The 11,808-nt window shown below is 55.5% G+C and carries 9 protein-coding genes; 8 read left to right on the top strand and 1 reads right to left on the bottom strand.

Going from position 1 to position 11,808, the window contains the following annotated elements:
• From ADM64_RS01050 to ADM64_RS01080, 7 genes are all read left to right on the top strand, one after another.
• Nucleotides 1-771: VaFE repeat-containing surface-anchored protein (locus ADM64_RS01050; RefSeq protein WP_049192911.1), on the top strand; the 771-nt coding region annotated here is incomplete at its 5' end.
• Between the two features lie 9 nt (nucleotides 772-780).
• Nucleotides 781-1,536, top strand: a complete 756-nt coding sequence (locus ADM64_RS01055; RefSeq protein ID WP_049192912.1) for a class F sortase — start codon at nucleotides 781-783, stop codon at nucleotides 1,534-1,536.
• 171 nt (nucleotides 1,537-1,707) lie between these two features.
• A complete protein-coding gene (locus ADM64_RS01060) occupies nucleotides 1,708-2,067 on the top strand; it encodes a hypothetical protein (protein ID WP_048731447.1) in 360 nt (119 codons plus the stop codon).
• 670 nt (nucleotides 2,068-2,737) lie between these two features.
• Nucleotides 2,738-4,372 carry a SpaH/EbpB family LPXTG-anchored major pilin gene (locus ADM64_RS01065; protein WP_049192913.1) on the top strand — a complete coding sequence of 545 codons (1,635 nt, stop codon included), beginning with the start codon at nucleotides 2,738-2,740 and terminating at the stop codon, nucleotides 4,370-4,372.
• A gap of 237 nt (nucleotides 4,373-4,609) precedes the next feature.
• Nucleotides 4,610-5,623: a class C sortase gene (locus ADM64_RS01070; protein WP_222866229.1), complete on the top strand. Its 1,014-nt coding sequence runs from the start codon at nucleotides 4,610-4,612 to the stop codon at nucleotides 5,621-5,623.
• The gene (locus tag ADM64_RS01075; protein WP_049171137.1) at nucleotides 5,616-6,545 is read left to right on the top strand and encodes a SpaA isopeptide-forming pilin-related protein; all 930 of its coding nucleotides are present in this window, start codon (nucleotides 5,616-5,618) and stop codon (nucleotides 6,543-6,545) included. The genes ADM64_RS01070 and ADM64_RS01075 overlap by 8 nt, the downstream gene beginning before the upstream one ends.
• Nucleotides 6,545-9,811, top strand: coding sequence for a SpaA isopeptide-forming pilin-related protein (locus tag ADM64_RS01080; RefSeq protein WP_049192914.1), 3,267 nt, complete (start codon nucleotides 6,545-6,547; stop codon nucleotides 9,809-9,811). Before ADM64_RS01075 ends, ADM64_RS01080 begins: the two co-directional genes overlap by 1 nt.
• 107 nt (nucleotides 9,812-9,918) lie before the next feature.
• Here the strand turns inward: ADM64_RS01080 and ADM64_RS10715 are convergent, their stop codons facing one another.
• On the bottom strand, nucleotides 9,919-10,551 hold the full coding sequence (locus ADM64_RS10715) for a trypsin-like serine protease (RefSeq protein WP_080985581.1): 633 nt from the start codon (nucleotides 10,549-10,551) through the stop codon (nucleotides 9,919-9,921).
• 696 nt (nucleotides 10,552-11,247) lie between these two features.
• Between ADM64_RS10715 and ADM64_RS01085 the strand changes: the two genes are divergently transcribed.
• Nucleotides 11,248-11,775, top strand: a complete 528-nt coding sequence (locus ADM64_RS01085; RefSeq protein WP_016421902.1) for an Asp23/Gls24 family envelope stress response protein — start codon at nucleotides 11,248-11,250, stop codon at nucleotides 11,773-11,775.
• Nucleotides 11,776-11,808: the final 33 nt, after the last annotated feature.

An 11,808-nucleotide genomic window follows, 5' to 3' on the forward strand; every position in this document is an offset into this window, starting at 1 on the left:
AAGCCTGCTCAGCCAGAGAAGCCGAGCAAGCCGACCAAGCCTGCCCAGCCGGAAAAGCCGAGCAAGCCGATCAAGCCTGCCCAGCCGGAGAAGCCGAGCAAGCCGAACCACCCGAGCACCCCAGCTCAATCTGAGGACAACCCAGCTATCACGACTACTGCCGGTATTGCCGGCAAGGGTCTGGTCGAGAAGGGTGCTGTCGTCATCGACACCGTGCACTTCACTGGCCTGAAGCCGGGCACGAAGTACACGTTGACCGGTGAGCTGATGTGCAAGGAGACGGGCAAGTCCACTGGCGCTAGGAGCCGCCTGCACTTTGTGCCGACGGCATCCGCCGGCACGGTTGATGTTCCGATCATCATCACCGACGGCGACTGCGCTTCTCAGGTTGCCTTCGAGACTCTGACCGATGCCAATGGCAAGGAAGTTGCTGTCCACAAGGACATCAACTCTGCGGAGCAGACTGTCACGAACGGCAAGACCCCGGAGAACACGCCATCTGAGCAGCCGAAGGATGAGGGCGAGCAGAACACGCCTAACGACGATTCCTCTGCACCTACCAGCGACTCTGCCACCCCGACCACTGTGATTAATCAGCACTCGGAGCAGAACAACACCAACGTCACCATCATCGGTGGCACTGGCCAGGATAAGCAGAAGAACCACGGAAAGCCGCTGGCTCCAAACTCGGAACGACGTGCAATTAGTTCGGTTCCGTCTGGCCCGACCGGTTTGGCTACTCACGCTCTGCCGACGGTAGCCACGAACTAAGGAGATTCCATGACTGATCAGTTTGGCTCGGACGAGACCGGTAAAGAACCTGGAAACACATCAGGATTCGAACCGGAAACCGGAACCGGCGCACTCGACTACGTTGATCCGTTTGACCGGGACGAAGACCAGGCCGACGGCCAAGTCGAAGACCTGCAGGACGTGCCTTGGTGGAAGCAGCCACGGGTGTATATCGCCGCTATCGCATTAATCGGCGTTATCGCTCTGTTGGTGATTGCCCAACTGAACCGCAATGATTCGGCACTCGAAGGTGCGCAGGAGAATCTTCCTACTCCAGCACAGGGTTCTCGGGGCGCTGTGCACGAGATGGAGATGCTCATTGATGGTAAGTCGGCTCCGATTGATTTCGTTCAGCTGACTGATCAGGGATCTCTGATTCCACCGACCGATGTTTCTCGCCTGGGCTGGTATTCCGCCTCCGCGATTCCCGGTGAGAAAGGTGCTGCTGGATCGTCCGTCATTACCGGCCACGTCAATGAGGTGGATCAGGGCGATGGTTATGCTGCACGTTTCGCTGACCTGAAGGCTGGTGACACTGTCACGGTGAAGGTGGATGGCGAAAGTCGAGACTTCACTGTCAGCAAGGATCCGATCCAGGTGGTCAAGGGCGCTCAGATGCCTGAGGTCGTCAACGATGCAGTTGGTGAGAACCGCTTGGTCCTCATTACCTGCGGAGGCGAGTTCGTCGGCGGCACTTTAGGTTACGCCGACAACATCATCGTCGAGGCCACTCCAGTGCGCTAATCCAGTGCCCTAGCGCACTAGGGCGCTAGGGCACAGCCTCGATTCATTGACCAATTTCATTGGCTACGGCTGTTGAACGCCGTCGAACAACGGCGGCGCCGGCAGTCGCAGAAAAACACAAATCAAATCTGCAGAAACCCTGCAGAAACACTGAAGATAAGGAAGGTACCTATGAGCATGTTGAAGAAAATCGGTGTCTGGGGTGTGGGCGCACTCGTGCTTGCCGCTCCGGTTGCTACTGCCGCACAGGCGGTAGCTGCACCTGCAACCTCCGCTGACACTGCAGTTGTCGCTCCGGGCAAGGGCGGATTCCTCCACTCGGGCAAGCTGGCCGTCAATCGCTACGTCTTCGAGCTTGAGCATCGCGATGGCAAGGACTACGTCAACATCACCTTCACCGGCGATCACAGCGCTGACGTGCAGATCATGCCGGATGGCATGACCCCTGAGGGCAAGAAGAAGGTCGATCAGATTGGTGACGTCCTCAAGCTCAACGGCTACAACGATGTTCACTACTGGGCGGTTCTCTAAACGTCCCTACTGACGCGGCAGGGCGCCCCGTGTCGCTTACTGCCTCTGTGCTTTTACGGGTCCTAGCACAGGGTGGTGCGCCGCGGGGCGTCCTTGTCCCAAAGGTTTTTGCTTTCGCTTGCCGACGATGATGTGACAGCAAGCACGAGAAGGTTGATAAGTCCTCATTTTCCCGGCGTGCGCTGCGGTGATAGTGGTTGCACATAGGGGCCATCGCTATAGGGCAATTGTTTACCCCCATTTTTGGGGTGGGTTTGATTGTGTGGAAATTGAGAGGGTTTTGGCCTCGATTGGAAAAAACCGCTGTGACCTCGATAAAAAGATATTAATCTCTTGCGATTCTTACGTTTGCATAGGTTTTTCGGGTGCTCGGCTTGGTGGCGTTTCTGTGTCGGGTGTCAACGAAGTGCTGAACAGGTTAAGTTATTTATAAGCGGTTCACTGAGCGCTGTTAACCGGGCGAGCAATGGGCTAGAGCTGCAATGTTTGAACATATAAACATTAAAGTTCATAACGCTTAGGCTTAAAAGGTTAGACAGACTGGTCTTTCCCTTAAGGAAAATCTCAGTTTTGGCAAGTCGGGGAACGTTGGTGTCGCCGTCTGGAGTGAATCGCGCGACGTATTGAAGCGTGTCGCTTCATTTTGGACTTCTGTAAAGGACCTGTTTTCGTGAATAAGTTCTCTCGTACCGCCCGCTCGGTAACCTTCGCTGCCATCGTCGGTCTGTCGATGGGCGTCTCCGCCCCGGCTGCAATTGCTCAGGACACTGCCATCAACCAGGCTGCCGGCGACTCCCCGCTGGTAAATAAGGACGCCAAGGGCTCACTCACCATTCACAAGTTCGGTAACCCGACCAGCGAAGGCCAGCCGTCTGGTACCGCAGCTGACGTCGAGGATGTTCAGAAAAACGGTGGCCAGAAGCTTGAAGGCGTCGGCTTCACCGTCTACAAGATCAACAAGACTGCAGATGGCAATACCCCTATCGATGTCACCACTAACGAGGGCCTGCTGGCTGCTTCGAAGCTGAAGGCTGGCGAGTTCGCTACTGGTACCCAGGCGACTCAGGCTCTGATTGACAACGGTACCCTGACGCAGGTCGCAACCGGCACGACCGATAAGGACGGCAAGTGGGTTGTTTCCGAGAATCTCAATCTCGGTGCTTACCTGGTTGTTGAGACCGGCCCGAAGGAAGGCTATGACCCGGCTGTTCCGTTCATCGCTTTCGTTCCGATGACTAGCAATGGCAAGGTAGGCGACGAGACTCAGGGCACCACCTGGAACTACGACGTTCACGCATTCCCGAAGAACTACAAGGACGAAGAGCCGACCAAGACCGTCAAGGACAAGGACCAGAACGCTGGCGACGAAAACCTGGTCTACACCGTCACGGGTACCGCTCGCCAGCTGAAGCCGAACACGGAGCGTACCCAGTTCCAGATCACTGACGAGATTGACCCGAAGCTGGAAATCACCAAGGTTGACGTCAAGATTGTCAAGGGCGATGGTACGGAGCAGGTTCTGTCCGAAGGCAACGACAAGGACGGCAAGTTCTTCGAGGGCAACAAGGTCGATGTTGACCTGAATAAGGAAACTGCTAAGTCGCTTAGTGCCGGTGACAAGGTGGTCGTTACCATCACCACCAAGCTGAAGCCGCAGTTCAAGGAAGCTACCGACATCGCGCCGAACACCGGTTTGGTCTTCCAGAACAACCCGGACGGTTCCGAGAACAGCACTCCGAAGAAGACTCCGAAGGTCAAGACCTACTGGGGTGGCCTGCAGTTCACGAAGGTCGATGGCGACCGCAACGGCCTGGATGGTGCCGAGTTCCAGATTGTCCGCCAGGCTGCTGGCCAGAAGTGCTCCGAGATTGACACCACCAAGAAGGACTCCTGGACTCCGGTGAACGGTCAGCAGGACGGCCAGGTTAAGACCACCTTCGTCTCTGGCCAGGACGGTATCGTCAAGATCACTGGTCTTCACGTCAACGACTTCGAAGACAACGCCGAGGTTGTCGAGGGCGAACAGTCCCACTACTGCCTGATTGAGACCAAGGCTCCGAAGGGCAAGGAGCTGCTGCCGGAGGCACTCGAGTTCAAGCTGGTTGCTACCTCGACTGACCCGGAGCGCGTCTACCAGCTGGCTTCCGTCCAGGTCGGCGCTAACCCAGGCGAGGTCGTTAACTCCGACGACACCACCCCGAACCTGCCGATGACCGGTGGTGCCGGTGTTGGCATCCTGGCTGCTATCGGTGCAGCTATCGTCGCAGCTGGTGCATGGTTCGCCCGCCGCGGTTCCAAGAACTAAATCCGAGTAAAGGCTCGGCCACTGGAGCGCTTTAGCTCCAGTGTTGAGGGAATAGCGTGCGTTCAACAGCGCACGCCATTCCTGTAGTTTGCGCATCACTGAAATTACTGTTGCGGCCTTTCGATGTGCTCTTTTTCAACAGCAGGCATCTCTACGCCGGTGAGAAAGAGAAAGGCCACATCCCTTTTTGATTGACTTCTTGGGAGTTCCTCCGTGGGTAAACACTCTGCGTCTACTCTGACGCGGGACGCATCAGCTGAGCGGCCTGAACAGCCTGAGCAGGCGAAAAAGAACAGCATGGTTCTCCCCGCAATTTTGGTGATTGTGGGCTTGCTTGTGATGCTGTACCCGGTTGTCTCCACGGCATTGAACAACTACGGCACCTCTAAGGCGGCCAAAGAGTTTGCCAAGCTGGAAAAGTCCGTACCCCAAGAAGTTAAAGATGAACAGTGGGAACGCGCTCACGCTTACAACGAGCGCCAAACCACCGGCCCGATTCTGGACCCGTGGCTTAACGAAGTTAATGACCACAACCCCGAGTACGCCGCTTATCTCGATCAGCTAAACGCTACCGACGTGATGGCGCGTCTGATTTTCCCAGAGATTCAGGCCGACCTGCCGATTTACCACGGCACCAGTGATGAGGTGCTCGCCAAGGGGCTCGGACACCTATACGGATCCGATCTTCCAGTCGGCGGTGTTGGAACCCACTCCATCATTACCGGTCACACCGGACTTACTAACGTAACGCTCTTCGATAACCTGCGGAAAGCAAAAGAGGGAGACGCCTTCTATATCCAGGTCGCAGGCCACAAGCTGAAGTACGAAATTGATCAAATCAAGGTTGTACTTCCGCATGAGACCGATGATCTTCGTCCCGTTGACGGCCAGGACTACATCACCCTCATCACTTGCACCCCTTACGGAATCAACACGCATCGTCTGCTAGTGCGTGGGCACCAAGTGCCGATGGATCCGTCGGAAAGCAATGTCTTCGACCAAACGCACGGAGCTGGATGGCAGTGGTGGATGTACGCCCTGCTCGTAGCGGTGTTTGTGCTTGGCACAGGCTTTGCGTGGTGGCTCTGGCGCCAACGCCTCGACGCCGACGAAGAGCTTGACGACGACGCCGAGAACGCGGACGTCGAGACTGCTGATGGCGACGCAGACAGCGATGAACTCGCTGACGGCAGCGAATCAGCGTCCGAGGATAATAACAACACTTCGTGGTGGGAAAACGACAATGAATAAATATTTGACATCCACCTGGAACCGGATAGCTGCGTTCTTAGCTGCCTGCGCTCTGGTTGCAGTGATGGGTGCAATCGGCGCGAATGACGCCAACGCGGCCAGGATTGTTGGACGCGTGGACGCTCCGGGCGTTTCAGCAACGAGCGGCACTGACATTGTGCGAATTACCTTGAGCCCAGGAAACCCGGACGATGATAATTCGTCGGCATCGGGCTCTATTTCTGGCGTGACCATTCATCTGGAACGTCTCAAGGGAATCTCGCCGGCGAGCCAGCAGGACCGCGAGAAGGTGGAAAACGCCACCGCAGCTGAGCTTGCCGAGTGGCCGAAAGACCTCCACTTCAGCCAGGTCACTGACGAAAACGGCTCTGTTAAATTCAGTGATTTGCCGGAGGGCATCTATCTTGTGACCTCGACGGCTCCGAATGACAGTTACCGGGAGATCAACTCCTTCTTGGTATCGGTGCCGTTCTACGGTGCGGGCTATGACTCCACGCCGGTAGAGGGCGTCATTGTGGCGAAGTCGCATAAGCCGGGGGAGACGCCACCACCGTCGACACCTCCAACGACTCCGCCGAAGACCCCTCCGACAACGCCACCGGGAACACCGCCGACTACGCCGGGAACATCGACCCCGCCGAAGACGCCTCCGACGACGCCGACAACTCCGACAACTCCGGGTGAACCGGGAACCTCGACGACAACGTCGACTACTTCCATGCCACCTGGTGAGCCTGGTACCTCGACGCCTTCGGGCTCGTCGGGTTCATCCTCAAGCTCGGGAAGTAGCGGAGGATCTGGCTCCCTGGCACTCACCGGTGTGCAGGTAGCAGGGCTGGTAGCCGTCGCTGCAGCACTAATCGGCGGAGGATTCGTCATTATCGCTGCTAGCAAGAAGAACTCAGAAAGTGGGAAGAACTAATGTTTTCGACAACATTCCGCTTGCCGGATTCAATGCGAACTGCGCTTCGCATGTTCTTGGCCGCTTTGCTAGCGGTAGCTCTCGTTGTCAGCGGTCAGGTGTTTGCGCCCAATGCGCCACAGGCACAGGCGCAGACGGAGGTGATTCCGACGTCTCCGCCGAATTATGAGTTTAAGAAGATTAAGACACGACCGTATCCAGGAAATCCTGAATTCGAGTTCACCATTGATAGTGACTCAACAATTGACACCCTCGAATTCCGGATAGATGGTAACGAATGGGTGCGGGACTATGAGTTGACCATTAATGGCAAGTCTATTCCATCGCAGTTAGCGTCTACCGGTCAGAAGCGGGCTCCATTTGGCATTGTGCATAGTGGGCTTAATCAAACGGTAAAGGCGGGCGACAAGATTAAGTTGAACCCGCTTTTTAACAACCATCAAGGAGCGACGGGTGAGGTGACCCTGACCCTTCGTGGCACTATCGCTGGTTCCACTGAGCCCACCGACCCAAGTGAGCCAACAGATCCGTCAACTGACCCGACGGAACCAACAGATCCTACTGACCCAACGGAGCCAACAGATCCGACTGAGCCCACCGAGCCTACGGAGCCGGAGAATCCGGAGCCAGAACCAGGGACGGTAACTCCTGCGGATCCAACCCTTGTCGGCCCCGCGACTGCACCGGAGTGCGTGGAGAAGGCGTACATCAATATCCCGGACACCAAGGGTGTTGATTACTACCTCAACGCAGAGAAGAAGCCGGCTGGCCGGCACGTCTACGAGCAGAACAAGCCGGGTACAGTCAAGGTCACTGCAGTGGCACAGCCGGGGTTTAAGCTTGCTCCGAACGCGCGTACCGAGTGGACATTTAATCTAAGTGGCGAGGTAAAAGACTGCTCAGATTCCCCCGAAGACCCCAAGCCACCAGCTGGCGAAGGGCGTCACTTTGATGCCATCGGCCACGAGTTTGCAGTTAAAGCTGACCCAGTAGATCCGAAGAACCCCAATGCCTTTACGGCTAAGGTGACTGAGGAATCTCACATGAAGTACGCAACCGTGCGTATCGAGACTGACGCGACCTTCTTGGATCCGCAGAAGTACAACCTCACTCTGGACCAGATTGAGCCAGGCGTGACCCTGCAGAAGCGCAACGTCAACATTGGCAACGGCTTCATCACTATGGACGTTGTTCCGGTCAAGGACGGCAAGCCGGTTGACTCTGCCGTTGTGCCGAAGGACGCGGTTTTCACCTTCACTAATAATCTTTCGCAGAACAAGAATTTGAAGGTCACTCTGGATGTCTACGGAGAGAAAAAGGGCGAGCCAAAACCACCGGAGATTATCTCGCCACCAGATGGAGCTGATTGGGTTCACGGGCGAGTTCCTAACCCGCCGATGCCACAGCGTTGTGGCCTGCGCATTGCTGTAGTAGCAGACCTTTCGACATCGCTCCGTTACGCAGATACTGATGGTTTCGAAGCATCTAAAAAGGCCGCGAATGCATTTATCGATTCCCTGCAGGGCACCCCAGCCGAGCTCGGCATCTATAACTTCGCAAGTGGCGGTCCGGCTAATCAGGCTGGAACGACACACGGTCAGACCCCACCATATATTTCAATGCTGTCGGAGCAGGGCGTCCAGCGAGCAAAGGACGTAGTTAAGAACTGGAGCTATAACGCAGATAACAGTGCTACGAACTGGGAAGCGGGCCTGAAGCAGGTCAAGGATCACGACTACGACGTGGTGTACTTCATCACGGATGGTATGCCCACGACCTCCTCGACAATCAAGGGCAAGGGCATCGGCGGTGAATTCGTTCAGGCTAGTGCTCTCAACGACGCGATTAAGGCAGCCAACGAACTCAAAGCTGCCGGTACCCGTGTTGTTCCAATCATGGTTGATCTGACGCTTGGCGGAAATACGGGTAAAGATTGGGTTGTTGAGCAAGACTATGTCCTCAAGGACATCAAACGCATTGGTCTGCAGGCCGAGGTGCCGAAACAACCTGGTGTCTACTACAGAATCAACTCCGGGATTCAACGAGCGCGAGAAGCAAACTACAACGACAAGAATAACAATAGCGGCGAGCTCATTATGGCGAACCTAGAGAGAGCCGCGAAGCTGGCGCCGAATCAGGCACTGCAGGTGTTTGAACGGTTGCCTGATGGGAAACAAGCGACAGTCACTTCGAACATGTCGAGGTGGACCTACGGTACACGTGGTGTCAAGACCATGGGCGAGGATATCTCGGGCGCTGATGACACGGTGCGGGTGTCTAACTACAGTAATCTTGCCGAACAGATGAAAACAATCGCCCAAGACGTAACCACACGATGCAACGGTGTAGTGAAGGTCAAGAAGAGGATTGTCGATGAAAACGGCAAGGTTCTCGAAGACGGTGCCCCTGGTTGGGAGTTCACACTGTCCGCAAATAACAATGTCATCGGTTCTGGTAATGGCCCGTTGGTTCACCAGTCGATGAAGGTGACCTCCGGATCCGAATCCGATAAGGGTACTGCATCGTGGAACATTGAAAGCGAGCGTGAGCAGTCGCTGGTTCTGACTGAAACACAGAAGCAGGGCTTCACTTTGTTCCGCCGCGGTGACACCTTGGATTCCACCGGTGACTTCAACGCCGTATGTACTCAAACCCGCGACGGGAAAACCTCACCTCTCAAGGTGGAAAATGTGGGCGAGTTCGGTTTCCGCGTAAAGATGTCGGAATCCAATAAGGTCCTGTCTTCCGTCTCCTGTGTCGTCGATAACTACGAAGCGCCGGACACCAAGCCGGGCAAGCTGACCTTGGAAAAGGCGGAGTACGTCGATGGTGAGGGAGTCAAGATTCTACCGGGACTTGGTGGTGCAACCTTCGATATCTACCCCTCGGCTGGTGGGCAGCCGGATTACAGTGGAGGACCGGTCTACACCATCACGCCTGATCAGAAGTCAATTGAAATCACTGAAACTGGCACTTTCTACCTTGTAGAAACGATGGCACCGGCAGGACTTAGCCTGCTGCCGGAGCCAGTAGCTTTTGAAATCTCAATTGACCAGGAGACCAAGGAGTACACCGTCTCAGTGGTAGGTGGCAGCAGCCCGCTTATCAAGGCCGAAGGCTCCGGCGAACTCATGATCATGCAGGTGACCGACACCAAGACCGGCAAGCTGCCAAAGACCGGTGGAAACGGAGTCCTTCTCTGGACACTGTTTGGTGCGGTAATCGCAGCTTGCGGTTGGTTCTGGACTCGCCGCCAGCAGTCCTAATAACAAAAATGGGTTCTGTGCAGTCGACTGCACAGAACCCATTGGGCAGCACAAAGAACAAGACTCGCGTCCCACCCATCAGGAAGCCCTACGTAAACACAGCGCTCTTACCAGGGTGAGTTAGCGGTGATATAGGAACCAAGCTGCTGCCCGTTCCCATCGATGATGTTCCAGGTAGTTGAAACAACGCCGACAGCGCCTTTTTCCGGAACCCATACAGGGCCACCGGAATCGCCTCGTTGAGCGTGTACGTTCTGAACCTGTAGAGCGTTGTCCTCGATTTGGTATGCCTCGCGATCAGCGGCTAAACCGCAGGAAACTCTCCCCGTAGTGTTTCCGTATATGCAGACTGTCTCGCCTGTTTGAACATCTGTTGGGGATAGAGTCGAATCGCCTGAATACGAATTCTCACCTGCAGTAGCGGGGTCGTCAAGTGAGACAACTCCAATATCGTTTCCTGTGTCCAGCGAATGGTCATAGGTGGGAGATGGTTGGAATACTCCAATTTTCTGAAAGGTCCCATCCGTCACTGTGTCTCCCTCTTGTCCACAATGACCTGCTGTGTAGATTTGCGAATTGGTCTTGTCGACATAGCCAGCCGTACAGACACTAGCTTGCGGTCCATTAGCGTGAACGATGACAACTGGATCGCCTTGGTTGATGGTGGCCGCGTAGGCCGGTAGTCCGGTTGTAGCGGTGATAACGGCAGTGACAGTGAAAATCCATGAAGGTCTATTCATGGGGAAATCTGCTCCTCAGCGAGTTGGTCGGTGGTGGCCCAAAACAAAGCTAATCTCGTCGGAAAAGATGGAACGTATGCGTACTGGGCAGTTCATATACCCATTTCGTATCGCGAATATAAGGAAATGTATAAAACTATCAGTTAAGGCAGAACCTACGCTCAACTGAGCAATCATGCGCGATAGTGTTCCAAAAACGGGGTAGAAGAAAGATCAACGCCCATCGGGGGAGCGGGTTTACACAGCTGCAGAGTCGCCGTTGGCGCTGTCGCCGTCGTCAAGCGCGGCAACCAAATCGCGGTGCGCACGAGTTCCGATCGTGGTCGGCATTAACACACCGCTGAAACGTGGAATCTCGCTGTAAGTTGCCACTCGTTATACAAAGTTGTCGAATTTGTTAGCAAACGGCTGGCACGTGGGGTTCGTTCGTGATGCCAGAACGGGAAATGAGAGGTCATATCCTGCCGTCAAGCAGGGATAATCTAGAAATTACAGAGCTCTCCGTGATGCCGGGGAAGAAAAGCACATCAAGTCTGTAATCCAGTTTTCTAAGAGCCTTTCATGACGAAATCCCTGCTGGAGGGGCTCTTACGCAGTCATGTACTCCTAGTCGCACTGCAGGTTTCCTGTGGCGGCTATAGCATCGGCATTGTCCAGACATTTCGTCTACAACACTGAGAACAGGAACGGCACATCATGGCTGACAACGCAAAGAACACTGCTAAGAACACCCCGGCAACTCAGGCTGGCTCGGACTCCGCGAATAAGGGAACCGGCCACGGCCACACTTCTATCGACGACAGCGTCGTCTCCAAGATTGCAGGCATCGCTACCCGCGAGGTCTCCGGTGTCTATGACCTTGGCGGCGGCATGGATCGCTTCGCTGGCTCCGTCCGTGAGTTTGTTTCCGGCGGCAGCGCCAACGTATCCCAGGGAATTGCTGTTGAGGTCGGCGAGCGCCAGGCTGCAGTCGACGTCACCATCATTGCCGAGTACGGCGTTGCCATCCATGAACTGGCTGAGGCTATCCGTCAGAACGTCATTAGCTCGGTTGAGCGTATGACCGGCCTTGAGGTCACTGAAGTCAATGTCGATGTTTCCGATGTCCACACCGACTACCAGACCCCGCAGGAGCGCGAAGAAGAGGCCGCTAAGCAGCGCGAAGAGCAGCGCAAGGCCATCGCGGCTGCTAACGAGCCCAAGGAACAGCCACGCGTCCAGTAGTTGACAACTATTGCGCGTCGGAGCAGGGCAGGA

The sequence above is a fragment of the Corynebacterium sp. 401_CJEI genome, from assembly GCF_001076435.1.
GTDB classification, from domain to species: domain Bacteria; phylum Actinomycetota; class Actinomycetes; order Mycobacteriales; family Mycobacteriaceae; genus Corynebacterium; species Corynebacterium jeikeium_D.

Coding starts and splice junctions, on each gene's coding strand:
- ADM64_RS01055 (WP_049192912.1), top strand. CDS start 781: ATGACTGATCAGTTTGGCTCGGACGAGACCGGTAAAGAACCTGGAAAC.
- ADM64_RS01060 (WP_048731447.1), top strand. CDS start 1,708: ATGAGCATGTTGAAGAAAATCGGTGTCTGGGGTGTGGGCGCACTCGTG.
- ADM64_RS01075 (WP_049171137.1), top strand. CDS start 5,616: ATGAATAAATATTTGACATCCACCTGGAACCGGATAGCTGCGTTCTTA.
- ADM64_RS01080 (WP_049192914.1), top strand. CDS start 6,545: ATGTTTTCGACAACATTCCGCTTGCCGGATTCAATGCGAACTGCGCTT.
- ADM64_RS10715 (WP_080985581.1), bottom strand. CDS start 10,551: ATGAATAGACCTTCATGGATTTTCACTGTCACTGCCGTTATCACCGCT.
- ADM64_RS01085 (WP_016421902.1), top strand. CDS start 11,248: ATGGCTGACAACGCAAAGAACACTGCTAAGAACACCCCGGCAACTCAG.